The 25,999-nt window shown below is 73.1% G+C and carries 21 protein-coding genes and 1 rRNA gene; 9 read left to right on the plus strand and 13 right to left on the minus strand.

Annotated elements, in window-relative coordinates; genetic code table 11:
- Positions 1 to 5 precede the first annotated feature (5 nt).
- A 5S ribosomal RNA gene (gene rrf, locus ACH34T_RS42275) occupies positions 6 to 122 on the plus strand.
- Positions 123 to 165: 43 nt separating this feature from the next.
- Here the strand turns inward: rrf and ACH34T_RS42280 are convergent.
- The 5 genes from ACH34T_RS42280 to ACH34T_RS42300 form a co-directional block, all read right to left on the minus strand.
- Positions 166 to 777, minus strand: coding sequence for a TetR/AcrR family transcriptional regulator (locus tag ACH34T_RS42280; protein WP_396026656.1), 612 nt, complete (start codon positions 775 to 777; stop codon positions 166 to 168).
- A 4-nt stretch (positions 778 to 781) separates the two neighbouring features.
- A complete protein-coding gene (locus ACH34T_RS42285) occupies positions 782 to 1,564 on the minus strand; it encodes a fatty acid desaturase family protein (protein WP_396026657.1) in 783 nt (260 codons plus the stop codon).
- Between the two features lie 73 nt (positions 1,565 to 1,637).
- Complete coding sequence (locus tag ACH34T_RS42290; protein ID WP_396026658.1) at positions 1,638 to 3,191, minus strand: phytoene desaturase family protein; 1,554 nt, start codon at positions 3,189 to 3,191, stop codon at positions 1,638 to 1,640.
- Positions 3,192 to 3,310: 119 nt separating this feature from the next.
- Positions 3,311 to 3,997, minus strand: coding sequence for a DUF998 domain-containing protein (locus ACH34T_RS42295; protein WP_396026659.1), 687 nt, complete (start codon positions 3,995 to 3,997; stop codon positions 3,311 to 3,313).
- Between the two features lie 39 nt (positions 3,998 to 4,036).
- Positions 4,037 to 4,846 carry a metalloregulator ArsR/SmtB family transcription factor gene (locus ACH34T_RS42300; protein ID WP_396026660.1) on the minus strand — a complete coding sequence of 270 codons (810 nt, stop codon included), beginning with the start codon at positions 4,844 to 4,846 and terminating at the stop codon, positions 4,037 to 4,039.
- 85 nt (positions 4,847 to 4,931) lie between these two features.
- Here ACH34T_RS42300 and ACH34T_RS42305 point away from each other — a divergent pair, with 85 nt between their 5' ends.
- Complete coding sequence (locus ACH34T_RS42305; protein ID WP_396026661.1) at positions 4,932 to 5,351, plus strand: SAM-dependent methyltransferase; 420 nt, start codon at positions 4,932 to 4,934, stop codon at positions 5,349 to 5,351.
- A 178-nt stretch (positions 5,352 to 5,529) separates the two neighbouring features.
- Here ACH34T_RS42305 and ACH34T_RS42310 read toward each other — a convergent pair whose 3' ends face one another.
- A complete protein-coding gene (locus ACH34T_RS42310; protein ID WP_396026662.1) occupies positions 5,530 to 6,144 on the minus strand; it encodes a TetR/AcrR family transcriptional regulator in 615 nt (204 codons plus the stop codon).
- Between the two features lie 308 nt (positions 6,145 to 6,452).
- Here ACH34T_RS42310 and ACH34T_RS42315 point away from each other — a divergent pair, with 308 nt between their 5' ends.
- The 6 genes from ACH34T_RS42315 to ACH34T_RS42340 all read left to right on the plus strand — a co-directional run bounded on the left by ACH34T_RS42315 (position 6,453) and on the right by ACH34T_RS42340 (position 15,570).
- Positions 6,453 to 7,613 carry a hypothetical protein gene (locus ACH34T_RS42315; RefSeq protein ID WP_396026663.1) on the plus strand — a complete coding sequence of 387 codons (1,161 nt, stop codon included), beginning with the start codon at positions 6,453 to 6,455 and terminating at the stop codon, positions 7,611 to 7,613.
- Between the two features lie 116 nt (positions 7,614 to 7,729).
- Positions 7,730 to 9,697, plus strand: a complete 1,968-nt coding sequence (locus ACH34T_RS42320; protein WP_396026664.1) for an acyclic terpene utilization AtuA family protein — start codon at positions 7,730 to 7,732, stop codon at positions 9,695 to 9,697.
- The gene (locus tag ACH34T_RS42325) at positions 9,694 to 11,292 is read left to right on the plus strand and encodes an acyl-CoA carboxylase subunit beta (RefSeq protein ID WP_396026665.1); all 1,599 of its coding nucleotides are present in this window, start codon (positions 9,694 to 9,696) and stop codon (positions 11,290 to 11,292) included. The genes ACH34T_RS42320 and ACH34T_RS42325 overlap by 4 nt, the downstream gene beginning before the upstream one ends.
- An 88-nt stretch (positions 11,293 to 11,380) precedes the next feature.
- Entirely contained in the window at positions 11,381 to 13,546 is a 2,166-nt protein-coding gene (locus ACH34T_RS42330) for a biotin carboxylase N-terminal domain-containing protein (protein WP_396026666.1), read from the plus strand.
- Entirely contained in the window at positions 13,543 to 14,697 is a 1,155-nt protein-coding gene (locus tag ACH34T_RS42335; protein ID WP_396026667.1) for an acyl-CoA dehydrogenase family protein, read from the plus strand. The genes ACH34T_RS42330 and ACH34T_RS42335 overlap by 4 nt, the downstream gene beginning before the upstream one ends.
- A 93-nt stretch (positions 14,698 to 14,790) precedes the next feature.
- Positions 14,791 to 15,570 (plus strand): hypothetical protein, encoded by a 780-nt coding sequence (locus ACH34T_RS42340; protein ID WP_396026668.1) that lies wholly within the window; start codon positions 14,791 to 14,793, stop codon positions 15,568 to 15,570.
- A gap of 36 nt (positions 15,571 to 15,606) precedes the next feature.
- Here ACH34T_RS42340 and ACH34T_RS42345 read toward each other — a convergent pair whose 3' ends face one another.
- From ACH34T_RS42345 to ACH34T_RS42370, 6 genes are all read right to left on the minus strand, one after another.
- Complete coding sequence (locus ACH34T_RS42345; protein WP_396026695.1) at positions 15,607 to 16,209, minus strand: AAA family ATPase; 603 nt, start codon at positions 16,207 to 16,209, stop codon at positions 15,607 to 15,609.
- Positions 16,210 to 16,229: 20 nt separating this feature from the next.
- Complete coding sequence (locus ACH34T_RS42350) at positions 16,230 to 17,369, minus strand: enolase C-terminal domain-like protein (protein WP_396026669.1); 1,140 nt, start codon at positions 17,367 to 17,369, stop codon at positions 16,230 to 16,232.
- 31 nt (positions 17,370 to 17,400) lie between these two features.
- Positions 17,401 to 17,943 (minus strand): hypothetical protein, encoded by a 543-nt coding sequence (locus ACH34T_RS42355; RefSeq protein WP_396026670.1) that lies wholly within the window; start codon positions 17,941 to 17,943, stop codon positions 17,401 to 17,403.
- Between the two features lie 40 nt (positions 17,944 to 17,983).
- Positions 17,984 to 19,408 (minus strand): LCP family protein, encoded by a 1,425-nt coding sequence (locus tag ACH34T_RS42360; RefSeq protein WP_396026671.1) that lies wholly within the window; start codon positions 19,406 to 19,408, stop codon positions 17,984 to 17,986.
- A 196-nt stretch (positions 19,409 to 19,604) separates the two neighbouring features.
- Positions 19,605 to 21,149: an LCP family protein gene (locus tag ACH34T_RS42365; protein WP_396026672.1), complete on the minus strand. Its 1,545-nt coding sequence runs from the start codon at positions 21,147 to 21,149 to the stop codon at positions 19,605 to 19,607.
- A 126-nt stretch (positions 21,150 to 21,275) separates the two neighbouring features.
- Positions 21,276 to 22,712: a GuaB1 family IMP dehydrogenase-related protein gene (locus tag ACH34T_RS42370; protein ID WP_396026673.1), complete on the minus strand. Its 1,437-nt coding sequence runs from the start codon at positions 22,710 to 22,712 to the stop codon at positions 21,276 to 21,278.
- 645 nt (positions 22,713 to 23,357) lie between these two features.
- Here ACH34T_RS42370 and ACH34T_RS42375 point away from each other — a divergent pair.
- On the plus strand, positions 23,358 to 24,272 hold the full coding sequence (locus ACH34T_RS42375) for an Lrp/AsnC family transcriptional regulator (protein ID WP_396026674.1): 915 nt from the start codon (positions 23,358 to 23,360) through the stop codon (positions 24,270 to 24,272).
- An 82-nt stretch (positions 24,273 to 24,354) separates the two neighbouring features.
- Here ACH34T_RS42375 and ACH34T_RS42380 read toward each other — a convergent pair whose 3' ends face one another.
- On the minus strand, positions 24,355 to 25,950 hold the full coding sequence (locus ACH34T_RS42380; RefSeq protein WP_396026675.1) for a Na+/H+ antiporter: 1,596 nt from the start codon (positions 25,948 to 25,950) through the stop codon (positions 24,355 to 24,357).
- Between the last annotated feature and the right edge of the window lie 49 nt (positions 25,951 to 25,999).

Consider the following 25,999-nt stretch of genomic DNA (forward strand, 5'->3'; position numbering starts at 1 on the left):
GGGCGTTCGGTGGTTTTGGCGGAGGGGAAACACCCGGTCCCATCCCGAACCCGGAAGTTAAGCCCTCCAGCGCCGATGGTACTGCACGGGAGACTGTGTGGGAGAGTAGGACACCGCCGGACACACACTATGGGGAAGGCCCCGCCGACAACGGCGGGGCCTTACTCATTTGTCGGGGATGAACTTCCGGTCGGCGAAGGCGTCCCAGAGGAGGGCGGCGGGTTCGGCGGTGGCGAAGAGTGACTCGATGCGGGAGCGGTCGCCGTCCAGATGGATGAGGGTCTGGACGCCGAGGAACATCGCGACCGCGATCATGCCGATGTCGCGGGTCGGCACGAACTCCTCAAGCGTCGTCCCCTCGATGAGCCGCTGGACGGCGGACGCCGCGAACTCGGACCAGGAATCGACGTGCGCGAGCAGTTCCGCACGCAGCCGCGGCGAGGTCGCAGACGCAGTGACGAGTTCCTGGACGGCGTCGATGTGCCCCTTGTCCTGCATGTCCTCGGCGTAGAGCGCGCGGAGGCGGGTGATCAGGTCGGCGGCGTACGTGCAGGAGCCGAGGGCCTCCTCGTAGCGCGCCTTGCGGGCCTGGCTCGTGTGCCGGAGCGCGTTGACGAGCAGGGCCTCCAGGTCGTCGAAATGGTAGTAGATGACCCCGGGCGCGAAGCCGCCCGTGCGGGCGATCGACCGGGCGGTCGTGCCGCCGTACCCCTCGACGGCGAGCGTCCGGATGGCCGCTTCGAGGAGGCGGTTCCGGGTCTCCGCGCGTGACGCCATGCGCTCAGATCACTTTCCAGGGCTTCACGCCCGCCTCGGCGAGGACGGGGTCGAGCCGGCGCGCGAGCCGCGCGAGATGGTGGCTCGGCACCTGCGGGTAAAGATGATGCTCCAAGTGGTACGTCAACTCCAGGAACACGGCCGGGACGACGCGTCCGCGCAGGGTGCGGGTCTGCGTGAGCGGCGTGTCGCCGTAGTGGCGGTGCGGCAGGTGGACGGTCAGCAGCGGATACACCCAGCTTCCCACGATCATCATGACGGCGTACACGAGCAGCCCGCGCGAGAACGCGGCACCGGCCGCGACCGCCGTGAACGGCAGCGCCGCCTCCGCGAGCAGCCACGTCCGCTGGCCCGCTGGGCTGCGCCGGAACGCCCACCACCATAGGCGGACGAGGAACACCGGGCCGTAGAGGATCGCGCCGAAGGCGGACAGATCGGCGGGGTAGCCTTCCGGGTCTTCGTCGCTGGGGAACGTCCGGTGGTGTTGCAGGTGCGTGGTGCGGTAGGCGTGGCCGCTTTCCAGCAGTACGCCGCCCAGCAGGAACAGGGCCCATTCCGTCGCCCGCCTGCCGAGGCCCAGGGACCGGTGGACGACGTCGTGCGTCGCCGTCACCACCGCCACGAAGATCCCGAACGCGATCGGCGGCGTCGCCCACCACCATCCGGCGAGCCAGGCCGCGACGAACAGGGCGATCCCCGCGTACGGCAGGGACAGCGTGAGGACGCGGCGCGGGCGCGTCGTGACGAGCAGGTCGGGCCCGAGTTCGGACAGTTTCGGCAGCGTCATCAGGCCCTGCCCTTCCGGGGGGCGGCTCCCAGACTCCCGGGGAGGCGGTCCGGTGGCCGCGGCGAAGCGAGGGTCATCGGGCCACCGCCGTCCGGCGCGCCGACTTGATGGCCTCGTCCGCGACGATCCTGCTGCCCAGCGCGCACGCGACGGTGCCGAGGCCGGGCCAGGTGGAGTCGCCGACGAGCCACAGCCCCGGCACGCCCAGCGAATGCGGGACGGCGTTCTGGTTGGCGTTGCCGGGCGCCTGGTGCGGTCCGCCGACCGCGCCGTCCGGGCGGAACGCGAAACGCTCGTACGAGCGCGGCGTGCCGACCTCCCAGACGCGTGCCCGTTCGCCCAGGTTGGGATGGACGCGGCGGGCCAGGCCGACGAGACGCTCCCCAATCTCCCGCTTGCGGGCCTGGTAGTCGGCGTCCGGCAGGTCCCGCCACGCGGCGAGCCCGGTGTGCGTGGAGATCATCACGGCGCGTTCGCCCGGCGGCGCGCTCTCGGTGTCGCCCGGCGCGGACACCGACACGAACATGTTGTTGCCGTCGCCGAGCGGCCGGTCGTAGTCGTGGAGGAGCTGGTGGTGGGTGAACTCCTGCCCGGCGACCTCGCCGTCGGGGACGCCGAGGAACACGACGATCGCGCCGCCCAGGTCGTTCCCGTCCCGCTCCAGGTAGGGGCGGAGCGGCGCGGCGAGGTCGGGGACGACGCGCGCGGTCGTGGCGGCCGGGAGCGCGCTGACCACCTGCCGGGCGTGGACGACGCCGCGCCCGGTGCGGACGGTGAACGCCCCGGCCCGTCCGGACACCCGCTCGACCTGGCAGCCGACGCGGAGCCGTCCGCCCATGGCGCGGTAGTGCGCGGTGAACCGGCGCCAGAACCCGCGCATGCCGCCGTGCGCGCGGGTGAGGCCCGCGCCGCGGATGGTGACGCCGAGCGCGGCGTTGATGAGCGGGGCCCGGTCGACGGTGCTGTGCACCGTGTCCTCGACCAGCATCGACAGCAGTCCGACCAGCGGCGCGTCGCCGCGCAGGCCGTGCCGGACGAGGGCGTCCCCGAGCGTGGTGTTCAGGTGGCGGGCGAGCGGGAGACCGCGTGGGCCGAGCGCCCGCAGGTTGTGCACGGCGTCGGCGGGGCGGCGCATGGGGAGCCGGACACCGGCGCGGCTCGCGTCCCAGAACACCTGCGCGATCCGGTCGAGCCGCGACCAGAACGTCCGATGCCGGGCGCTGTCGCCCAGTGCCCGCAGCCGTTCGCGATGCCATGCCTGCGTGTCGCGGTGGAGGGTGACCTTGCGGTCGGGCAGCCAGCCGACGTATCCGGGGAGCGCCTCGCCGGGCACCGGGGCCATGCCGACGCTGTCGAGCAGTTCCGCGCCGACGCCGCCGGGCTCGAAGTCGACCATCGTCGTCGCGCCCACGTCGAAGGAGAAGCCGCGCCGCCGGTAGTAGCCGGCGCAGCCGCCGACATGGCCGTGCGCCTCGATCACGAGGGTGGACACGCCGGCCGCCTGGAGCCGCGCCGCCGTCGCCATCCCGGCGAGGCCTCCGCCGAGCACAGCCACGTCGCAGGACGCCGGGAACCGCGCCGGTCGCGCTCTCTGCGGACGGTCGGACTGAACGTCTGTTCTGAACATGCGTTCAGATTGCGCGCAGGTGTGGTGTCCTGTCAATGCCGGGGATGGGCGGCCTGGCCGGGGGCGATCCCGCTCGTCGGGTGAGCAGGACCGTCCTCCGGCCAGGGCGGACGGCCGGGTCAGGCACGGTCGCCGTGCTCGATCAGGAACTTGATCGAGAGGACCGCGGCCCACGTCCAGATGGCGGCGCCGCCGGCGAGCATCAGCCGGAACTCCTCCGCCGGGAACGCGGCCAGTCCCAGGACGAGGTAGGCGGCCGCCGCGGCGACGCTGTAGATCGTCCAGCTGCGCCGTCCCTCGCGGGCGAAGCGGCGGGCGAACACCAGGCACGCCGCGCTGAGCGCGAGGCCCATCCCGACCGGCGCGAGGTTGTGCAGCATGCCGTGCCAGCTGACCTCGCCCGCTCCTGCGGGCGTCCCGGCCGGGAAGCCGTCCATCGGGTCGGTGGGGAACACGCCCGCCCAGACCAGGCTCGCGCCGTAGACGGCGATGAGCCGGACGCCCCAGGTGCGGCCCGTCGTCCCCGGCGCCAGGACGCGGCGCAGCCCGGCGGCGGAGGCCAGCACGAGCACGCCGCTGACCAGGAAGTTGGCGGTCTGGATCCACCCGTGCTCGCCGAGGGCGAGCATGCTCAGCGGGTGGCGCGCGGCGTCGAACCCGTCGCGCGTCGCGGCCTGCGCGGCGATCAGCAGGACGAACAGCGGCCCCGCGACCGCCCCGCAGCCGAGCAGCACGCGGGTGGGGATCGCCGGGCGCCGCACAGTGGCGGCGTTCATCGTGTCGGTGGTGATCGTGTCGGTGGTCATGGCGGCCTCCTCAGCCGTCGTGCTCAGCCGTCGTGGCCGTCAGCCGTAGAGGGCTTCGCCGGTCTCCAGCAGGGTCTTCAGGTCGCTGAGCGTCTGGCTCCAGCCGCCCCCGGCCCCCGGAAGCTCGCCGTTGCACTGCGCCGAGGTCTGCGGCGCGCCGGTGACGTCGTGGGTGACGGTCAGCCGCGAGATGCCGCGCTCGTCGTCCTCGATCTCGTAGGTGAGCCGGGTGGCCGGTTCGTCCAGGAAGAGCGCCCGCCAGGTCTGGACGAGCCTGCGCGGCGGATCCGACTCGATGACCTCGCCGTCGATCACCACGTCCGGGGCGCCGTGCTCCTTCATCGCGTCGCTGGCCAGCCCCCGGAAGGCGCCGCCGGGGCGCAGGTCGTACTCCACCGGCGCCTGGTAGCCGTACTTCACCGCCCACTCGGGCTTCGTGATCGCGTCCCAGATGGACTGGGGCGTCGCCTTGATGTACACGCGGTACACGTGGACGGTCCGGTCGGACCCGGTGCTCGTCTCGGTGGTCGTCATATCGGACTCCAGTTCTCTCTTGAGGTCGGCGAGCGCCGCGGCGGGCCGCTCGGTGTACTTGCCGATCCAGCGGTCGTGGATCAGCCGGATCGGCACCGGGTTGAGGAAGTGCAGCTTCTCCCTGCCCGAGCGGCGCGCGACCACCAGCCCGGCCTCCTCCAGCACCCGCAGGTGCTTGGCGACCCCGAACCGGGTCATCTCCACCTCCGACTCCAGCTCGCCGAGCGTCCGCCCGTCCCGGGCGAACAGCAGGTCGAGCAGGAACCGGCGGGTCGGGTCCGCCAGCGCCCTGAACGCCAGATCATCGTTCTTCACACCTGGAAAATAGGTGACCAAAAGGTCACATGTCAACCATGCTTCAGGAAGTGGCGGCGGTCGGATGATCCGTTATCGTCGGCTCATGCCGCTCTCGCCTCGCCTGGCAAGGATCGTGGACGCGCTGCCGCTCGAACCCGGCATGCGGGTCCTGGAGATCGGGTGCGGGCCCGGCGCCGCCGCGCGGGCCGTCGCGGTCCGGCTCGACACCGGCCACATCCTCGCGATCGACCGGTCCGCCAAGGCGATCGCGCAGGCGGAGGCGGCCGGGGCGGACGAGATCGCGTCGGGACGGATGAGCGTCCGGCGGTCCGCGATCGAGGACTTCGCGCTCGAACCCGGTGAAGCGCCCTTCGACCTGGTGTTCGCGGTGCGGGTCGGCGCGCTCGACGGCCGCCATCCGGAAGCCGGGCGCGAGGCGCTGCGCCGCATCGCCGCCGTCCTGGCGCCGGGCGGCCGCCTGCTCATCGACGGCGGCGATCCACTCCGCGAACTACCCGTCTGAACCCCAAGGTCGGTGTGACCTCGCGGTCTGCGTAACGCCCAGGGGTCTGTGATGCCAGAGTGTTGCGTAACCCAGGGGTCTGCGCAGCGCCCGGGTCAGCGTGATGCCGGGGTCAGCGGGGCTTGGGGTTTGCGTGATGCCGACGTCAGCGGGGCCTGGGGTTTGCGTGATGCCGACGTCAGTGGCAGCGGGAGAGGGCCGTGTCCAGCGTGGCGGCCCACTGGCGCAGGAGGCGGGTGCGGCGGGCCGAGTCGTCGGTGAGGAGGTCGGCCAGGCCGAGGCCGCGGACGAGGTCGAGCGTCGCCTGGACCGTCTCCCGGACGCCGGGGACGCTCTCGTCCGCGCCGAGCGCCTCGACGGTGAGGCGGTGCGCCTCCCGTCCGACCCGGGCCTCCAGCGGAAGGACCCGCGCGCGGAGCTGCTCGTCGGAGCTGGCGGCGACCCAGAGCTGCAGCGCGGCGCGGAACAGCGGGCTCGCGTACATCTCGCCGAGGAGCATGACCACGTCCAGGGTGGACGGACGCCGTCCCGACGGCACATCCAGGCGCTCGCGCATCTGCGCCACCCGCACCTCGGACCCGTACTCGACCGCCGCCGTCACCAGCTCCTCGCGCGTCCGGAAATGGTGCTGCGCGGCGCCCCGGGAGACGCCGGCGCGTTCGGCGACCACCGCGACGGTCGTGCCCGCCCAGCCCGCGGAGGCGAGGCAGTCGACGGCGGCCTCAAGGAGGCGCCGCCGGGTGGCGCGGCTGCGGTCCTGGCGCGGTTCGCGGGGGAGTGCCTGCGTGGTCATCTGGCGGCCCATGCTACCGGGCCGCCGGTCAGCGCTCCGGCCTCCAGGCCGGGGGCCGAAGGCCAGCGCGGGAGCGCCCAGGACCAGAACCAGGCCACCGGTCACCGGCCTCCGGCCTCCGGTCACCGGTCACCGGCCTTCGCGGCGCCTGGACGCCGGTTCGCCGAGAAGGCGGTCCGTTGGTGATCGACCTTCGTGTCCCGGCCCGGCGACTTTGGTCACCGCCGCCGTGGCCCTATGGCGGATGCCCGGACGGGACGTCCTGGAAAGACTCATGGACGGGCGGCCAGACCAGCGAGGAGCGACTCATGTCAAAGCTGCCGATCGACCGCCGGACCCTGCTCGCGGGCAGCGCCGCGGCCGCCGTCGTGTACGGGGCTGGACGAAGCCGGGCCATGTGGCCTGGTGGCTTCGTCCCGGCGGCGAACGCGGCGTCCACGGGCGCCTCGTCCACGGGCACAGCGACCATAGAGGCCGCGTCCACGGGCGGACGAGGTCTGCCGCAGCACGGCGTCAACTATGACACCGAGCGTGAGGTGTGGAAGCCCGAGTACGTCCGGCGCGAGATCCGCGCGATCCGCCGCGACCTGCACTGCAACGCGATCATCATCCTGGGCTCCGACGTGGCGCGCCTCATGCTCGCGGCCCGCCGCGCGGCCGACGAGGGAATGTTCGTGTGGCTGGAGGCCCGCCAGTTCGACCAGGACGCGCCCACGACGCTCCGATTCCTGACGAAGGTCGCCCGCGCCGCCGAACGGCTCCGCCGCCGGCACTCCGGCATCGGCATCTCGGTCGGTTGCGAGCTGACCATCTTCATGGACGGCCTGGTGCCCGGAAAGGACTACAAGGAACGAGGCGCCAACCTCAGCACCCCGGCGGGCGCGGGTTACAACGAACGGCTCAACGCGTTCCTCGAAAAGGCGCTGAAGACCGTCCGGCCATTGTTCGGCGGGAAGCTGACCTACACTTCCGGCGTCTGGGAAAAGGTCGCCTGGCGCGGCTTCGACATGGTCGGCGTGGACCTGTACCGGGACGCCTCGAACAAGGCCACCTACGTCCAGGACGTCCGCGCGCTCCACCGTTTCGGCAAGCCGGTCCTGATCACCGAGTTCGGCTGCTGCACCTACAAGGGCGCGGACGAGCGCGGAGGCGAGGGCTTCGACATCATCGACTGGAACCAGACCCCGCCGGTCGTCCTGCCGGGGTACGTCCGGGACGAGCGCGTGCAGGCCCGCTACATCGGCGAATGCCTGGACGTCTACGAGGCCGAGAACGTGTACGGAGCGTTCGTCTACAACTTCATCGAAGCCGACTCCCCGACCTCGCCCGACCGCGACCTCGACTACGACATGGCCGGGTACGCGCTGGTCAAGGTCTCGCCGGACCCGCGTCTCGCCTACGGCAAAACCGGCCACTGGGAGCCGAAACTCGCCTTTCGCACCCTCGCGCGCCGCTACGCTCGCGGGTGAACCCTCGTCGGCGACCCCGGCGACCCCGGCGACCCCGCCTGGTCGTCGTGCGCCTGGGACGTAAGAACAATCACGCGTGATTGATTTTCTGTTTCCGGGCTGGCAAGGTTCGGGCCATGGGCCAACCGCTGCGGGTCGGCAATGCCTCGGGCTTCTACGGCGACCGCTTCTCCGCGGTGCGGGAGATGCTGGAAGGCGGCCCGCTGGACGTCCTCACCGGCGACTATCTCGCCGAGCTGACCATGCTGATCCTGGGGCGCGGCAAGCTGAAGGACCCGGAGGCCGGGTACGCCACGACATTCCTGCGGCAGATGGAGGAGTGCCTCGGGCTCGCCGTGGAGCGGGGCGTCAGCGTCGTCACGAATGCCGGGGGGCTGAACCCGCGCGGGCTCGCCGAACGGCTGCGCGCGCTCGCCGGGCGGTTCGGTCTTGAGGTGCGGGTCGCTCACGTCGAGGGTGACGACCTGCTGGCGCGGTCCGAGGAGCTGGGCTTCGGGCACGGGCGGTACGGGGCGCCGCTCACCGCGAACGCCTACTTGGGCGCCTGGGGGATCGCCGAGTGCCTGCGGAACGGCGCCGACGTGGTGGTGACCGGCCGCGTCACGGACGCCTCGCTGGTCGTCGGCCCCGCAGTCGCGCGCTTCGGGTGGGCCCGGGACGACTGGGACGCGCTGGCCGGCGCGACCGTCGCCGGGCACGTCCTCGAATGCGGGGCGCAGGCCACGGGCGGCAACTTCGCCTTCTTTGAAGAAATCTACAACGTAAAGGCGTCGGGCCTTTCGGCCGCCGAGGTCCCGGGCTTTCCGGCCGAGGTCCCGGGCTTTCCGATCGCCGAGATCTTCGCCGACGGCTCCAGCGTCGTCACCAAGCACGAGGGCACGGGCGGCGCGGTGACCGTCGAGACCGTCACGGCGCAGCTGCTGTACGAGATCGGCGCGCCGTCCTACGCCGGTCCGGACGTGACGACGCGCTTCGACACGATCGCGCTCGCGCAGGACGGGCCCGACCGGGTGCGGATCAGCGGTGTCCGGGGGGTGCCGCCGCCCGCGTCCACCAAGGTGTGCCTCAACCACCTCGGCGGTCACCGCAACGAGATGACGTTCGTGCTCACGGGTCTCGGCATCGAGGCCAAGGCGGAACTCATCAAGGCGCACATGGCGGCCGCGTTCGGTGAAACCCCGCCCGCGCGGGTCGAGTGGACGCTCGTCGGGACCGCCAAAGCCGACCCCGCGACGCAGGGGGAGGCGACCACGCTGCTCCGGTGCGCCGTCCTCGACCCCGACGCGGAGAAGGTCGGACGCGCGTTCAGCGGCACGGCGGTGGAACTGGCCCTCGCGGGCTACCCCGGCTTCACGATGACGTCCCCACCTGGCAAGGCGAGCCCCTACGGCGTCTACACCCCGGCGTTCGTTCCGAATGACGCGGTCGAACACGTAGCCGTGACCCACGACGGCCGCCGCATCCCCATCGCGCCCCCGGCGACCACGCTCGCCCCCCAGCCCAGTGACAACGCGAGCGGAGTGGAACGCACGAGCGGGGCGGGTTACGCGGACGGAGTGGATCCCGCGGGCGTGGCAGATCCCGCGGGCGAGGCCGGTGGCGCGGGCCGGGTGGGTGAGCGGGTGGGTGAGCGGGTGGGTGAGAAAGTCGTTGCCGCCCAGTCCCCTCCCGCCCGGGGGGTCCAGCCCACTCCCAGTGTCGAACCCCCAGCTCACTTGGCGGGGGCGGAAACGAAACCTGTGGATAACCCGGCCACCGTCCGGGTTCCGCTGGGGCGCGTGGCGGGGGCGCGGAGCGGAGACAAGGGCGGCGACGCCAACGTCGGCGTATGGGCCCGGACGGACGAGCAATGGCGCTGGCTGGACCCCTTCCTCACCGTCGAGCGATTCAGGGAACTCCTGCCTGAGACCCGTGAACACGTCGTCCAGAGATATGCGCTGCCCAATCTTCGAGCGGTGAACTTCGTCGTCGAAGGGCTGCTGCAGGAAGGCGTCTCCGCGTCGACTCGGTTCGATCCGCAGGGGAAGGCATTGGGGGAGTGGCTGCGGTCACGACTCGTCGACATTCCGGAGGCTGTCCTTTGACGCTGAAAAGCACCCTCGACACCCGGGGACCGGAATACCGGGAACGGCGCCGCGCCATGCTGGAGAAGCTCGCGGCCCTCGACGCCGAGCATGCGAAGGCGCTGGAGGGAGGGGGCGGGAAGTACGTCGCGCGGCATCGCAAGCGGGGGAAGATGCTGGCGCGGGAGCGCATCGAGCTGCTGCTCGACCCCGACTCGCCGTTCCTGGAGCTCAGCCCGCTCGCGGCGTGGGGCAGCGACTTCTCCGTCGGCGCGAGCGTCGTCACCGGGATCGGCGTCGTCGAGGGCGTCGAGTGCATGATCGTGGCGAACGACCCGACGGTCAGGGGCGGATCGAGCAACCCGTGGACGGTGCGCAAGAGCTTCCGCGCGTCCGACATCGCGCTGGAGAACCGGCTGCCCGTGATCAACCTCGTCGAGTCGGGCGGCGCGGACCTGCCGACCCAGAAGGAGATCTTCATCCCGGGCGGGCGGATGTTCCGCGATCTCACGCGGCTGTCGGCGGCCGGGATCCCGACGATCGCGCTGGTCTTCGGGAACTCCACGGCGGGCGGCGCGTACATTCCGGGCATGTGCGACTACGTCGTCATGGTCAGGGAGCGCGCGAAGGTGTTCCTCGGCGGGCCGCCGCTGGTGAAGATGGCCACCGGGGAGGAGGCCGGAGACGAGGAGCTCGGCGGCGCGGACATGCACGCCCGAACCTCCGGCCTCGCCGACTACATGGCCGCGGACGAGGCCGACGCGCTCCGCCTCGGGCGCCGGATCGTCAAGAACCTCAACCACCGCAAGCTCGGCCCGCCGCCCGCCCCCGGCCCCGTCGAGGAACCGCTGTACGACGCGGACGAGCTCGCCGGGATCGTCCCCGAAGACCTGAAGGTGCCGTTCGACCCGCGCGAGGTCATCGCCCGGATCGCGGACGGCTCCCGGTTCGACGAGTTCAAGCCCCTGTACGGGACGAGCCTCGTCACCGGCTGGACGCGCGTCCACGGCTACCCGATCGGGGTCCTCGCCAACGCGCAGGGCGTGCTGTTCAGCGAGGAGGCGCAGAAGGCCGCGCAGTTCATCCAGCTCGCCAACCAGAGCGACACGCCGCTGCTGTTCCTGCACAACACCACCGGCTACATGGTCGGCAAGGAGTACGAGCAGGCCGGGATCATCAAGCACGGCGCGCTGATGATCAACGCGGTGGCGAACAGCGCGGTCCCGCACCTCACGATCGTGATGGGCGCGTCGTACGGGGCGGGCAACTACGGCATGTGCGGCCGGGCGTACGACCCCAGGTTCCTGTTCACGTGGCCGTCCGCGAAGTCGGCGGTGATGGGGCCGCAGCAGCTCGCGGGCGTCCTGTCGATCGTGGCGCGGCAGGCCGCCGAAGCGCGCGGGCAGGCCTACGACGACGACCAGGACCGCGCGATGCGGGAGATGGTCGAGACGCAGATCGAGGCGGAGTCACTGCCGTTCTTCCTGTCGGGACGGCTGTACGACGACGGCGTCATCGACCCGCGCGACACCCGCACCGTGCTCGGGCTGTGCCTGTCGGTCGTCCACAACGCGCCCGTGCGCGGAGCCGACGGCTTCGGCGTCTTCCGGATGTGAGCGACGTGAGCGACGTGAGCGCCAGGAGCGACGTGAGCGATGTGAGCTACGTGAGCGATGTGGGTGCCAGGAGCGATGTGAGCGATAGATGATCAAGAGGGTGCTGGTCGCGAACCGGGGCGAGATCGCCCGCCGCGTCCTGCGGGCCTGCCGGGACCTCGGCATCGGGACGGTCGCCGTCCACTCCGACCCGGACGCGGGCGCGCCGCACGTCCGGGAGGCGGACGTGGCGGGGCGGCTCCCCGGCGCGTCCCCGGCGGAGACGTACCTGTCGTCCGAGCGGCTCCTGGCCGTGGCGAAGCGCGCCGGGGCGGACGCCGTCCATCCGGGCTACGGGTTCCTGTCGGAGAACGCCGGCTTCGCGCGGGCCGTCACCGGCGCGGGCCTGACCTGGATCGGGCCGCCGCCGGCGGCGATCGCCGCGATGGGCTCCAAGATCGAGGCGAAGAAGCTGATGGCCGCCGCGGACGTTCCCGTCCTGCCGGAGCTCGACCCCGCCCAGGTCGCGGACACCGATTTCCCGCTGCTGGTGAAGGCGTCCGCGGGCGGCGGCGGGCGCGGCATGCGGATCGTCCGGACGCCCGCCGAACTGGACGACGCCGTCGCCGGAGCGCGCCGCGAGGCGGAGTCCGCGTTCGGCGACCCGACCGTGTTCTGCGAGCCGCTGCTGGAGGGCGCCCGGCACATCGAGGTGCAGATCCTCGCCGACGCGCACGGGACGGTCTGGGCGCTCGGCGAGCGCGAATGCTCGATCCAGCGCCGCCACCAGAAGATCGTCGAGGAGGCGCCGTCCCCCGCGGTCGGGCCGGGGCTGCGCGCCGAGCTGTGCGGCGCGGCGGTGAGCGCGGCCCGCGCCATCGGGTACGTCGGCGCGGGGACGGTCGAGTTCATGCTGGCGCGCGACGGCCGGTTCTTCTTCCTGGAGGTCAACACGCGCCTCCAGGTCGAGCACCCGGTCACCGAGTGCGTGTACGGGGTGGACCTCGTCCGGCTCCAGATCGAGATCGCCGAAGGCGCCCGCCTGCCCGCGGACGCGCCCGAGCCGCGCGGCCACGCCGTCGAGGCCCGCATCTACGCCGAGGACCCCGCGCGCGGCTGGCGTCCGGCCGGCGGCACCCTGCACACCTTCGAGGTGCCGGGCGTGGACGTCGAGTTCGCCGTCCCCGCGTCCCCGGGGCCCGGGCTGCGGCTCGACAGCGGGGTGGAGAGCGGCGTCGCGGTCGGCGTCCACTACGACCCGATGCTCGCCAAGGTGATCGCGTGGGCGCCGACCCGCGCCGCCGCGGCCCGCCGGCTGGCCGCCGGGCTGCGCGGCGCGCGCATCCACGGGCCGACCACCAACCGCGACCTGCTCGTCCGGATCCTGGAGGAGCCCGGTTTCCTGGACGGCGACACCGACACCGGCTACCTCGACCGCATCGGCCTCGACGTCCTCGCCGCTCCGCTGGCCGGTGAGGCCGCCGTCCGGGTGTCCGCCCTGGCCGCCGCGCTCGCGCAGGCCGCGGCGAACCGGTCCGCGGCGGGGGTGCTCGGCGGGTTGCCGTCCGGGTGGCGCAACGTCCGGTCCCAGCCCCAGCGCAGGACGTTCGACGGCCCATCTGGACAGGTCGTCGTCGACTACCACCTGCACAGGGGCGGGCTGGTCTCCGAACTGTGCCCCGGAACGTCGCTGGTGGCCGCCACGCCGGAGCAGGTCGTCCTGGAGCACGACGGCCTGCGCGAGACGTTCGCCGTCACCACCACCGCCGACGCGGCGCACGTCGGCTCGTCCGCGGACGCGGCGCACGGCGGTTCGCCTGCGGACGCGGTGCACGTCGACTCCCGGCTCGGCGCGGTGACGTTCCGCGCCGTCCCGCGCTTCGCCGACCCGGGCGGCCGGATCGCACCCGGCTCTCTCCTCGCGCCCATGCCCGGAACCGTCGTCCGCGTCGAGACCGGACCCGGCGCGGACGTCGCCGAAGGGCAGACCCTCGTCGTCCTGGAGGCGATGAAGATGGAGCACCGCATCGCCGCGCCGTCCGCCGGGACGGTCGCGGAACTGAACGTCCAAGCGGGACAGCAGGTCGAATCCGGCGCCGTCCTCGCCGTCATCGAAGCCGCCACCGAGACCGACGCCAAGTCCGACGCCAAGTCCGACGCCAAGTCCGACGCCAAGTCCGACGCCAAGTCCGACGCCAAGTCCGACGCCGAGGCCGAGGCCGAGGCCGACGCCACGTCCGACACCGAAGCCGTCACCGAAAGGACCGCGGAATGAGCTTCGTCGAGACCGAAGAACGGCGGGCGCTGCGCGCGGCCGTCGCCGAGCTGGGCGCCGCGTACGGCCCGGCGTACTACATCGAGAAGGCCAAGTCCGGGCAGAAGACCGACGAGCTGTGGGACGAGGCCGGACGGCTCGGCTACCTCGGCGTGAACGTGCCCGAGGAGTACGGCGGCGGAGGCGGCGGCATCGGCGACCTCGCCGTCGTGTGCGAGGAACTGGCCGCGGCGGGCTGCCCGCTGCTGCTCATGGTCGTGTCCCCGGCGATCTGCGCCACGATCATCGCGCGCTCCGGCACCGCGGACCAGAAGAAGGAATGGCTCCCGCGGTTCGCGGACGGGTCCGCCACCATGGCGTTCGCGATCACCGAGCCCGACGCCGGGTCCAACTCGCACCGCATCACGACCACCGCCCGCCGCGACGGCGACGGCTGGGTGCTGAACGGCCAGAAGACGTTCATCTCCGGGGTCGACCAGGCGGACGCCGTCCTGTTCGTCTCCCGCACGCACGACCAGAAGGGCAACCTGCGGCCGTCGCTGCTCATCGTCCCGACCGACGCGCCCGGCTTCACCTGGACGCCGATCGACATGGAGATCGTGTCGCCGGAGAAGCAGTTCATCTGCCATCTCGACGACGTCCGGCTGCCCTACGGCGCGCTCGTCGGCGACGAGGACGGCGGGCTCCTGCAGCTGTTCGCCGGCCTCAACCCCGAGCGGATCATGGCGGCCGCGATGGGCGCCGGGATCGGCCGCCTGGCCCTCGGCAAGGCCGTCGCCTACGCCAACGACCGGCAGGTCTTCAAGACGCCCATCGGCGCGCACCAGGGCCTCGCGCACCCGCTCGCCGCCGCCAAGATCGAGCTGGAGCTGGCGCGGCTGATGGCGCAGAAGGCCGCCTGGCTGTACGACGAGGGCGACGACACGGGCGCGGGCGAGGCCGCGAACATGGCCAAGTACGCCACCGCCGAGGCCGCGATCCACTGCGTCGACCAGGCCATCCAGACCCACGGCGGCAACGGCCTCACCACCGAGTACGGCGTCGGGATGCTCGCGGGCGTCGTCCGGCTGATGCGCATCGCCCCGGTGAGCCGCGAGATGATCCTCAATTTCGTCGCGCAGCACTCCCTGGGCCTCCCGAAGTCCTACTGACGCATCGGTGGCGGGGGAGCGTAGCGCGACTTAGACTCCAGGCGGTTCCGTGCTCCGCGACAGACCGGGAACGCCGAGACGTTAGGGGCCCTCGTGTACGGTCCTCCGCCCGCCCCGCCGCCGCACTTACCCTCGCCGGGATCCGGGGCGGAAGGCGACGCCGGCGCCGCGCCGCCTGGACGCCGCCTCGCGGCCTGGGGCCTCGACACCGCCCTCCTCTGCGTCGTCGCCGTCCTTCTCGGGATCATGACCTGGGGACGGCTGAACAGCCTCCATAAAGACGGGATCTGGGGCCATGTCTGGAGCGCGACCTGGGGGCTGCTGCTGTCCGGCGGCGACGTGCAGGCCGCCGCCGAGGACCTGGGCGAGAGCGTCTGGGGGACGATCGTCAGCGACATCCAGCAGGCGCTGTTCCTGCTCGTGCTGGTCGAGTTCCTGCACCAGTTCGCCGGGCAGGCCCTCGGCGGCCGCACCGCCGGCAAGGCCGTGCTCGACCTGTGCGTGGAGAACGACGTGCACGTGGAGCCCGCGAGGACGGCCAGATCCATCGCCCTGCGCCGTGCCCTGACGACCACGGCGGGCGGGACCGGTCTGTACTGCCTGGCCTGGGTCATCCTCCTGCACGGCGCGTTCGTCCTGGCCGTCCTGACCTGGATCCTCGCCGTCGGCGTCTTCGCGGGCAACAGCGTCCCCGTGCTGCTCGGTGGTGGGCGCCGCACGCTCGCCGACATGGTGGCGGGCACGACCGTGGTGCCCGCTCGCACGTCCCGGCGCGCCATGGAGCCCGACCCCGCCCAGCCCGACTCTGGCTCCCCCCGGGTGTCCGATCCGTTCCTGCCTTCGGACGCGCCGCCGCCCGACTGGTACGACTGAGCGAATCAGGCGAGCGGGCCGGGCGGGCCGAGCGGGTCAGGCGAGTAGGTCGTCAAGCTGCGCGGCCAGGGGCGTCCGGGCGGTCAGGCGGTTGTCCACGGCCGTGTGCGGGACGGGAGGCGGCTCGTCCGGGCGCATCCGGGCGGTGAACGCGTCGAACGCGGCCAGCTTGCCGGTGTCGCGGGGCGAGCCGCGCCGTTCCAGCCGGTGGCGCAGCGTCTCGGCGTCCGTCCTGATCCAGACGAGGCGGACGGGCGGGCCGCCGAGGTCGCTGGTCCACTCCGTCCAGCGGGACGGCGAGCGGATCTGGCCGGTGAACGGGCCGCTCAGCAGCACCGGGCAGCCGTGGCCGCGGATCTCCCGCGCCGTCGCCGTCATCCCCGCGTACTCGTGCGGCTTGACGTGCTCGTCGTACCAGTGGCCCTCGCGCTCGCCCGGGTCGCGGCCGGACGCCGCCAGGGCCGCCGCGACGAACCGCCCGTACATCGTGTCCTTGTCGAGCAGCGCGGGGACGGGACGCAGCCGCGCCAGCAGCAGCCCCGCCACGGTCGTCTTCCCGCACCCCGGCGGACCCGCCACCACCCACACCGCCGCGGGCGTCCCGTCGGGCGTCGCGTTGGGCGTCGCGTCGGGCGTCACGTTGGGCGTCGCGTCGGGCGTCACGTTGAGAGGCGCATCCGGCGGGTCGCCAGCCGTTCGATGCGCTCCTCGTCGATCTCGTGGCCGAGGCCCGGCTGGGTGAGCGGCACCCCGACGACGCCGCCGGACGAGCGGACGGGCGGCGTCACGAACACCGGCCCGCCCGCCGGGTCCGACACGTCGCTCGGCAGCGTGCAGCCCGGCAGCGAGGCGAGCGCGACGGCCGCGGCCTGCCCGATGCCGAACGCGCCTGACCCGCTGCACCACACGTCCCACCCCGCCGCGTACGCCAGGTCGTGGGCGCTGCGGGCCGCGGTCAGGCCGCCGAGCCGGTCGAGGCGCAGGTGCAGCGCGCGGCCCGCGTCCAGCGAGATCGCCGCGTCGAGGGTCTCCAGGTCGCCGACGGACGGCGCGACGGCGGCGCCGACCCGGAGCTGGAGCCGGGCGTGCCCGGCCAGGTCGCCGACGGCGAACGGACGCTCGATCACCGCCACGCCGTAGGAGTCCAGCGCCTCCAGGACCTCCATGTGGCCGGCGGACTCGGTGTAGGCGTGGCCCGCGTCGGCGACGAGCGCCAGCGCCGGGAACGCCTGCCGGATCGTCCGGACCGGCTCGATGTCCCAGCCTGGACGGATGTCCAGGGTGACGCGGGTATGGCCCGCTCCAACGGCCTGGTTGACGCGGCCCGCGACCGTGTCGAGGGTGGCCTCCGGCGAGATCCGCGCGCCGGTCACGATGGACGTGCGGGTACCGCCGAGCGCGTGCGCGAGCGGCAGGCCACGCGTCCGGCACCACAGGTCCCAGCAGGCGGTGTCGATGGCGGCGGCCGCCTCGCGGGCGCCGAGGTCGGCGGCGGCGGACACGTCCTCGGGACGCTCCCAGTCGAGCCCGATGAGGGCCGGGCCCATGCGCTCCTCGATGTCGGCCCAGGCCCCGCCCGACCCGCCGGGCCCGGCCGAGCCGCCCGGGCCATCCGTCCGGCCCGCTCCGCCTGCTCCGCCCGCGCCGCCCGTCCTGCCGGGCCCGGCCGGGGCCTCGGGGACGGCCATCTCGCCCCAGCCGACCGTGTCGCCGCAGGTCAGCCGGACGAGGATGCTCTGCGGCCGCCGTCCGCGCGGCATCGCCACGCGGAAGGCGTCGCAGCCATGGATCTGGGGCACCCGCACCCGCCTTTCGAGGAGTTCGTCCTCCTCAATCTTCCCCCCTCCGCGGAGCGCGCAGGAACGGGCGCAGCGGGCGCCGCCGGTAGCCGCCGTCCGTCAGGCCCGCGAGGCGCTCGAAGGGGTTGTAGGACGCCCAGTCCCCGCACAGCAGCATCGAAACGCCCGCGCACGCCCCGTACAGCGGGATCATGACGAGGCCCAGGCACCAGGCGTACTGCGTCGCGTGGCGTCCCTCGTGCCGCAACAGCCGCGACCCCTCGCCCGGCCCGGACCCGTCGCCCGGCCCGGACCCGTCGCCCGGCCCGGACTCGTCGCCCGGCCCGGACCCGTCGCCCGGCTCGGACGCGTCGACCAGGCGCGCCGCGTCGCCGCGCACGAGGACGACGTTGCCGACGGTGAACACGGGCGCGATCGGGAACGGCAGCCGGTACCCGCCGGCCAGCAGCAGCCCGTCCGGGCCCCGGCGGACGCCGCGCGAACCGCGCGCGGCGGTCGCGGCCAGCAGCAGCCCGAATCCCGTCGAGAGGTTGACCGCGTTGACGACCTGACGAACCCGATGCGCCGTTCTCACATCACCAGTGTCCACCGGGTGGAGCCCGGCGGGGCAGGGGTCACGACGGGCAGCTGGTGTCGAGGGACACCGGCTTGCTGGGCGCCTTCGGCGTGTCGCGGTCGGGGGACTCGCCGTCCGGCTCGGACGGCGACGCGCTCGCGGACGCGCGCGGGTGGCTGCTCACCTGGCGGGGATCGGTGTTGACGGCGTCGGACGTCAGCTTGCGGATCAGGTCGAAGTCGGGGTTCCCGGTGTAGATCAGCGGCGGCACGAACTGCAGGCTGTTGATCTTCGCGCCGTTCTTGACCTTGTTGGACAGCTTCACCAGCGCGGGCAGCAGCTCCTGCGGGATGTCGGTCGACAGGGTCCGCTTGGCGGCGGCGGCCAGCTTGTCGAAGCTGGTCAGGACGGTCTTCGGGTCGGCCTGCTCGGCGATCGCGCGCATCAGGCACTTCTGCCGGCTCATCCGGACGTAGTCGCTGCTGTTGGTGCGGGACCGTCCGTACCAGAGGGCCTCCTTGCCCGACAGCGTCCGGTAGCCGGGCTGCAGGACGGCGCCCTCCAGCCCGTACGGGATGGGCTGGTCGACCTTCATCCGGACGCCGCCGAGGGCGTCGACGATGTCGGCGAAGCCGAACATGTCGACGAGGATGTAGTAGTCGACGCGCAGGCCGAGGACGCCGGCGATGGTGTCCTTCAGCAGCCGCGGGCCGCGGTGGTTCTTGGCGACGCCGGGCACCACGTCCGGGTGCTCCTCGGCGTACTGGTACACCTCGTTCAGCAGGCCGGGCGTCCCCGCGCCGTCGCCGGTGAAGCCGTACGGGAACCGGTCGCGGGCCGGGCCGGGCGGGAACGGGACGTCCTCCAGGTTGCGGGGCAGGCTCAGCAGCACCGTGTCGCCGGTCTCGGTGTTCACGCTGGCGACCGTCATGCTGTCGGTGCGCACGCCGGTGCGGTTCTCGGCGGCGTCGCCGCCGATGAGCAGGATGTTGACGCGGGGCTGCCCGTCGAAGGGGTCGTCGGTGTCGACCTGCCTGCCGTTCTCGCTGCCGGTGCGGAAGATGCTGGTCAGCGCGTCCCTGGCGACATAGCTCCGGTGCGCGGAGAAGGCCGCGGGGACGGCGACGGCGACGCACATCAGGACGACCGCGGCCGCGGCGAGCGAGTGACCGCCGCCGGTCAGCCCGGCGGGGCGCACCACCAGGTAGGACCACACCACGACGATCATCCACAGCACGCCGAGCCCGATGAGCCCGGCGGTCAGCCGCCGCAGCATCTCCGGCTGGACGGCGAGCTCCGCCGCCTCGGCGTTGTATACCTTCGCGGCGACCGCCGCGGCGACGACCGCGAGGTACAGGGCCAGCAGCACGCCGCCGGCGATCCTGCGGCCGGCGACGAAGTGGGCGACGCCCCAGACCAGGGCCGACGCGAGCGTCAGCGCCAGCGCGCGGGGGAGCCCCCCGCCGCCGGACGAACGATCCACGTCCCCCGCCCGGGCACGCCGACTCGCCGATCGACCCATGTACGCTCCGATTCCCACCCACGCTGGATTAAGCCCTGGCTCACTTTAAGGACGCTCGGAACCGGGCAAAGGTTGCGTACAAGACGCTTGCGGCCGAGCGGGCAGGGCTTCAGGCGGGGCTTCGAGCGGGGCGTGAGGCGGGGCGTCACGCGGAGCGTCAGGCGCAGTTGTCGCTCAGGATGTGCAGCCCGCCCGCGCCCCCGGCGCCGGCGGCCGAGTCCCGGACGGCCCGCGCCGCCAGCCTCCTGATCTCGGGATAGTCCGGCCGCCAGGTCGAGATGACCGGCGGGACGAACTGCAGGCTCGTGATCTCGGCGTTCCTGATCTTGGCGGCAAGCCCGATGAGCGGCGGCAGCAATCGCTGCGGCAGGTCGGTGCTGACGGAGTGCTTGAAGACCTCGGTGAGGCGCTGGAAGCTGCGCAGCACGGTCAGCGGCCCCGCCTGGCGGGCCAGCGCCCACATCAGGCATTTCTGGCGGCTCATGCGGGCGTAGTCGCTGCTGTCCGTCCTGGACCGCCCGTACCAGAGGGCCTCCCGGCCGCTGAGCCTGCGGCAGCCCGGCTTCAGCACCCCGGACGGCACCTGCTGCCTCGGCACGGGGACGGCGTCGGACACGCAGATCCGGACGCCGCCGACCGCGTCCACGATCTGCCGGAAGCTCCGCATGTCGACCATCGCGTAGTACGGGACGGGCCTGCCGAGGATGTGCGCGACCGTCCGCTTCAGCAGTTCGGCGCCCGGGTTGCGGACGTGCCCGCCGCCCGCGAGCACGCCGGGGTCGCGGACGCCGCTCTCGTACACCTCGTTCAGCAGCTCCTCCGGCGGGAACGGGACCCGCTTCGTGCCCGACCACACCGGCACGTGCTGCAGGTTGCGCGGCAGGCTCAGCAGCAGCGTGTCCCCCGTCGCGGTGTCGATGCTGGCCAGCGTCATGCTGTCGGTGCGGACGCCGGGGCGGCCGGTGTCGGCGTCGCCGCCGATGAGGAGGACGTCGAGGCGCGGCGTGCCCGCCCACGGGTCGGCGGCGTCCGCGTGGACGCCCGCCGTCCTCGACGGCCCCGGCCCCTCGGCGAACAGGCTCTCGACCAGGTCGCGCTGCAGGTAGCCGTAGTGGGCGACGGTCAGCGGCGGAACGACGACGAGCAGGCACAGCACCGACACGGTGGTGCCTCCGGCCAGCCGCCACAGCGGCGACAGCCCGTCCGGGACCAGCACCGCGTACGAGTGGACGATCAGCGCCGCCCACAGCACCGCCAGGACGACCGCACCCGCCGCCACCGCCAGCAGCCAGCCCGGCCGGACCGACAGCTCAAGGAACAGGGACCGGCCCTCGCCCGCGGCGGCTGCGGCGCCCGTGACCAGCAGCGCCTGCGCGAACAGCAGCGCCGTGCCGAGCCGGACTCGTCCGGCCCGCAGGTGCGCGATGCCGGGCAGCGCCGGGGACACCGCGGCGATCAGCAGCGCGTGCGCGAGCCGCCGCAGCGCCGCGTCCCGGCCATCCTGCCCGTCCCGGCCATCCTGCTCGTCCGGTCCGTCACGCCCGACCCGTCCGTCGTGCCCGTCCCGGTCGGTCCGCTTCCGCTGCCGGTGCTGGTCGTCCGGCCGTTCCCGTTCGGCGCCGTCCTCGCCCGCCTCGCCCGCCGGCCGCGGCGGGCCGTCCGGCATCAGCCGTGTCCCGTCGCCGATCGGCCCGTCCACCATGCTTCGCCCCCTCCGGGGACGAAGACCCCCTTCTCCGCCCCCACCTAAGAGCGTGCAGGTCGGAGCGGGAAAGATCAGCGGCGATGGCGGCGTGTCGCGAAGGCCACGCTGATCATGGAGAAGACTTCACCAACTGCTGGACAGCGGCATGCCCTCGACGAACCCGGACGACCCCTGGATCCCCACGGTCGCCCGCTCGTGGAACTCCTCCAGCGTGCGCGCGCCCGCGTAGGTGCACGAGCTGCGCAGCCCCGCGACGATCGAGTCGATCAGGTCCTCGACGCCGGGGCGCCGCGGGTCGAGGAACATCCGGGACGTGGAGATCCCCTCCTCGAACAGCGCCTTGCGGGCCCGGTCGAACGGCGAGTCGTCGGCGGTGCGCAGCCGCACCGCCCGCGCGGACGCCATCCCGAAGCTCTCCTTGTACGGCCGCCCGTCCGCGGTGCGCTGCAGGTCGCCCGGCGACTCGTAGGTGCCGGCGAACCAGGACCCGACCATCACGTTCGCCGCGCCCGCCGCGAGCGCCAGCGCCACGTCGCGGGGGTGCCGGACGCCGCCGTCCGCCCACACGTGCCGGCCGAGCCTGCGGGCCTCGGCGGCGCACTCCAGCACGGCCGAGAACTGCGGCCGCCCGACCCCGGTCATCATCCGGGTCGTGCACATCGCGCCCGGGCCCACGCCGACCTTGACGATGTCGGCGCCGGCCTCGATCAGGTCGCGGGTGCCCTCGGCCGTCACCACGTTCCCGGCCACGACCGGGACGGCCGGGTCCAGCGCCCGGACGGCCGCCAGCGCGCCGATCATCTTGTCCTGGTGGCCGTGCGCGGTGTCGACGACGAGCAGGTCGGCGCCCGCCTCCAGCAGCGCCTTGGCCTTGCCCGCGACGTCGCCGTTCACGCCGACGGCCGCGCCGATGCGGAGCCGCCCGGCGCCGTCCACGGCGGGCTTGTAGAGCGTGGCGCGCAGCGCGCCGGTGCGGGTGAGGACGCCCGTGAGCCGCCCGGACGCGTCGACGACGGGCGCGAGGCGGTGCCCGCGCTCGTGCAGCCGGTCGAACGCCTCGCGCGGGTCGACGCCGTCCGGGACCGTGACCAGGTCGCGGGACATGACGTCGCGCAGCTGCGCGAACCGGTCGACGCCCTCGCAGTCGGCCTCGGTGACGACGCCCACGGGACGGTCGTCCTCGACGACGATCACGGCGTTGTGGGCGCGCTTGGGCAGCAGCGCGAGCGCGTCCCCCGCCGTGCTGGACGGCCCGAGCCTGATCGCGGTGTCGATCACCAGGTCGCGGCCCTTGACCCAGCCGATCACCTCGGCGACCACGTCCACCGGGATGTCCTGCGGGATCACCGCGAGCGCGCCGCGCCGCGCGACGGTCTCGGCCATCCGGCGGCCGGACACGGCCGTCATGTTGGCCACCACGAGCGGGATGGTCGTCCCGCTCCCGTCCACGGTGGACAGGTCGACCTCCAGCCGGGACCCGACCGACGAGCGGCGGGGGACCATGAAGACGTCGTTGTAGGTGAGGTCGTGAGCGGAGCGCTCACCGTTCAGCAGGTGCACGGCTGTCCTACACACCAATCGCGGGTCGGGGTGGCTGGGCCACCGTCCATTGTCGGCCATACCCGGCCGTGCCCCGGACACGCCGCCGGCGGGACCGCCCCGGCCCCCTGACCGAAGAGAACTCCCGCGACGTGGTGAAAACGGTGCAACGTGAGGCTTGGCTCTCTGTAAAGTTACCTCTTGACGTAACTGCGCCCTCGATGCACTTTTCTTACATGTGCCTCACGCGGACGGCGGAACCGCCGTAGGGGCGTGACAGCAGAACACCGGGAGAAGCGCATGCAGGTCTCGCACTTGGACCCGGTCAGCCGCGCTCGTCCGCGCCGCGGGCCGTCCTTGCCGCGCGGCGGTCATGAGAACGGGCACCGCGATGATCAGCGGGGTGAGCCTTGCCGCCGTGCGCGCCCGCCGCCGGGGCCCGCCGTGCCCGGTGCGCGTTGTGAGCCGGCCGCGTTGCGCTTTCGGACGGGACCACCCGGCGTCGGAAACGTCGCCGCGCCACACCCCCCGCAGACGCTTCGACGGCCGCCGGGCACGGTGAACACGAGCAAGATCAATATTTGACGTCATACCGTCCTGAAATGGAATGATCTTGCAGTTGTCGACAAACCGATTCATCTTCATCACATATCGAGGAGGACAGCCGTGCTGGATGCGGTCGACGCCGTGCTCGTCCGCGAGCTCCAGCGGGATGGCAGGGCGACGTTCCAGGCGCTCGCCGACCGCGTCGGGCTTTCCCGCACGGCCGTGCGGGCACGGGTGCAGCACCTTCTCGAAACGCAGGTCGTCCGCGTCGTCGGCATCGTGCACGCCGCCGTCGTCGGCGCGGAGGCGATCGGGCACCTCTCGGTCACCGTGGACGGGTCGGCGCGGAAGGTGGCCGCGGCCGTCGCCGAGCGGCCCGCCGTCAGCTTCGCCGCCCTGACCGCGGGGCCGTACGACCTGGTCGCGCAGGTGCGCACCCGTGACGACGCCGCGCTCGCCGCCGAGGTGGACCACATCAGGTCCATCCCCGGCGTCCGCGCGGCGGAGGTGTTCAGGTCGGTGTCCACCGTGCGCGACACGCACGCGGTGGTGCGCGAGCTCGGCGAGGTCACCCTCGACGGCATCGACTGGCGGCTCCTGCAGGAGCTGCAGCGCGACGGGCGCGCCCCCTACACCCGGCTCGCGCACATCATCGGCCTGTCGCAGGCCGCCACCCGGGCGAGGGTGGTCAGGCTGATGCGCTCGGGCGTCATCCAGGTCACCGGCCTGGCCGACCCGCTGGCCCTCGGCGCGGCCGAGCTCGGCGGGTTCGGGCTGGTGGTCACCGGCGGGCTGCAGCGGGCGGTCCAGGCGGTCGTCGAGCAGGACGGCGTCCGCTACCTGGCGACCGGCTTCGGCCGCTACGACATCATCGGGCAGGCCGAGGCGGCCTCGCGCAGCGAGCTGGTCGCCGTGCTGGACGCCATCCGGTCCGTGCCCGGCGTGACGGTCCGGGAGTCCTGGCACCACCTGGACGTGGTCAAGGAGTCCTACACCGTCGAGTTGCCTGACGAGCCCCTCAACGGGACCGCCTGACCCGTCGCCTTGCCCGGCCGCCCCCCGGCCTCCCCGCACCCGCCCCCGGCCACGGCGCCCAGCCGTGGCCGGGGGAGCGGGCCTACTCGCGGTTGAGGGCGGCCTCCTCCAGGTCCAGCTCGTGCATGACGCGGGTCAGCACCTCGTCGTCGATGCGGCGCTCGTCGCGCATCTGGACGAACACCCGCCGCTCCGCCGCCAGCATCTCCCGCCGCAGCCGCCGGTACATCGCCGTCGGCACCTCCTCGCCCGCCGGGCCCGTCCCGCCGCCGAGCCGTTCCCACGCGCGCAGCTGCCGGTGCTCGGCGAGCTGCCTGAGCCGCTCCACGACCGAGCCGTCCAGGTCCTCGTCGCCGGTCAGCTCGTCGAGGCGGTCCAGCGCCGCCTGCGCGGCGGCGTGCTGCGCGCCGGCCTCCGCGACGGTGTCGGCGTAGCGCTCGCGGTCGCCGCCGACACCGAGCACGCGGATCAGCGCCGGGAACGTCAGCCCCTGCACCAGCAGCGTCCCGAGGACGGTCGTGAACGTGAGGAACAGGACCAGGTCGCGGGCGGGGAACGGCTCGTCCGCCGAGGTGGCGAACGGGACCGCGAACGCGGCGGCCAGCGACACCACGCCGCGCATGCCCGCCCACGACGCGATCGTCCGGCCGCGCCAGCCGGGGTCCTCGCGCTCGCGCGCCCGCCGTGACAGCAGCCGCGGGACGTACGACGCCGGGAACACCCACACGAACCGAGCGACGACCGTCACCGCGAAGATCGCCAGCGCCCACCAGGCCAGCTCGGGCCAACTCCGGTCCGACAGCCCGTCGATCACCGGCGGCAGCTGCAGGCCGATCAGCAGGAACACCACCGTCTCCAGGACGAAGACCATGACCTTCCAGAACGACTGCCCGATCAGCCGGGTCACGGCCGTCGACTCGGTGGCCCGGTGCCCCAGGTACAGCCCGCTGACCACCACCGCGATGACCCCGGACGCGTGCAGGCTCTCGGCGATCAGATAAGCGGCGAACGGCGTCACGACCGCGACGCCGTTCTCCACCAGCGGATCGTTCAGCCGGGTCCGCATCCAGTGCAGCGGCGGCCCGAGCAGCACCCCGACGGCGGCCCCGACGGCGGCGGCGAACAGGAAGCGCCAGGCCCCGTCCAGGAGCGTGAACCCGGCGCCGGTCGCCGCGATGACCGCGACGCGGAACGCCGTCAGCGCCGTCGCGTCGTTGAACAGGCTCTCGCCGACCAGGATCGTCACCGTCCTGCGCGGCAGCCCGAGGCGCTGCGCGACGCTCACCGCGGCGACCGCGTCCGGCGGCGCCACGATCGCGCCGAGCACGAACGCCGCGGCCAGCGGCAGGTCGGGGACGAGCAGGTACGCCGCGTACCCCACGGTGAACGTGGTGAACAGCACCAGCCCGACCGACAGCAGCCCGATCGACCAGGCGTTCTCGCGCAGGCCCACGTAGGAGCTCTTCCACGCCGCGGCGAACAGCAGCGGCGGCAGGAACACGTACAGCGCGACCTCGGGGTCGAGCTCGAACTCCGGCACCCCCGGCACGAACGAGACGGCAAGACCCGCGATCACCAGGACCAGCGGCGCCGAGAGCCCGGCGCGCCGCGCGCCCGCGGCCACGACCAGGGCGGTGACCGGAACGGCGAGCAGCCAGAGTGCGTGCGTCGTCTCCACCAGCCAGATGATGGCACGCGCCCGCCGTTCCCCCTCCGGTGGGCGGCGC

It is taken from the genome of Actinomadura sp. 9N215 (genome assembly GCF_044326345.1).
In the GTDB taxonomy this organism is placed as follows: domain Bacteria; phylum Actinomycetota; class Actinomycetes; order Streptosporangiales; family Streptosporangiaceae; genus Spirillospora.

Excerpts from the sequence above, each read along its gene's own strand:
- ACH34T_RS42280 (WP_396026656.1), bottom strand. The coding sequence starts at position 777 with ATGGCGTCACGCGCGGAGACCCGGAACCGCCTCCTCGAAGCGGCCATC.
- ACH34T_RS42365 (WP_396026672.1), bottom strand. The coding sequence starts at position 21,149 with ATGGTGGACGGGCCGATCGGCGACGGGACACGGCTGATGCCGGACGGC.
- ACH34T_RS42305 (WP_396026661.1), top strand. The coding sequence starts at position 4,932 with ATGCCGCTCTCGCCTCGCCTGGCAAGGATCGTGGACGCGCTGCCGCTC.
- ACH34T_RS42320 (WP_396026664.1), top strand. The coding sequence starts at position 7,730 with ATGGGCCAACCGCTGCGGGTCGGCAATGCCTCGGGCTTCTACGGCGAC.
- ACH34T_RS42310 (WP_396026662.1), bottom strand. The coding sequence starts at position 6,144 with ATGACCACGCAGGCACTCCCCCGCGAACCGCGCCAGGACCGCAGCCGC.
- ACH34T_RS42295 (WP_396026659.1), bottom strand. The coding sequence starts at position 3,997 with ATGACCACCGACACGATCACCACCGACACGATGAACGCCGCCACTGTG.
- ACH34T_RS42290 (WP_396026658.1), bottom strand. The coding sequence starts at position 3,191 with ATGTTCAGAACAGACGTTCAGTCCGACCGTCCGCAGAGAGCGCGACCG.
- ACH34T_RS42315 (WP_396026663.1), top strand. The coding sequence starts at position 6,453 with ATGTCAAAGCTGCCGATCGACCGCCGGACCCTGCTCGCGGGCAGCGCC.
- ACH34T_RS42330 (WP_396026666.1), top strand. The coding sequence starts at position 11,381 with ATGATCAAGAGGGTGCTGGTCGCGAACCGGGGCGAGATCGCCCGCCGC.
- ACH34T_RS42335 (WP_396026667.1), top strand. The coding sequence starts at position 13,543 with ATGAGCTTCGTCGAGACCGAAGAACGGCGGGCGCTGCGCGCGGCCGTC.
- ACH34T_RS42285 (WP_396026657.1), bottom strand. The coding sequence starts at position 1,564 with ATGACGCTGCCGAAACTGTCCGAACTCGGGCCCGACCTGCTCGTCACG.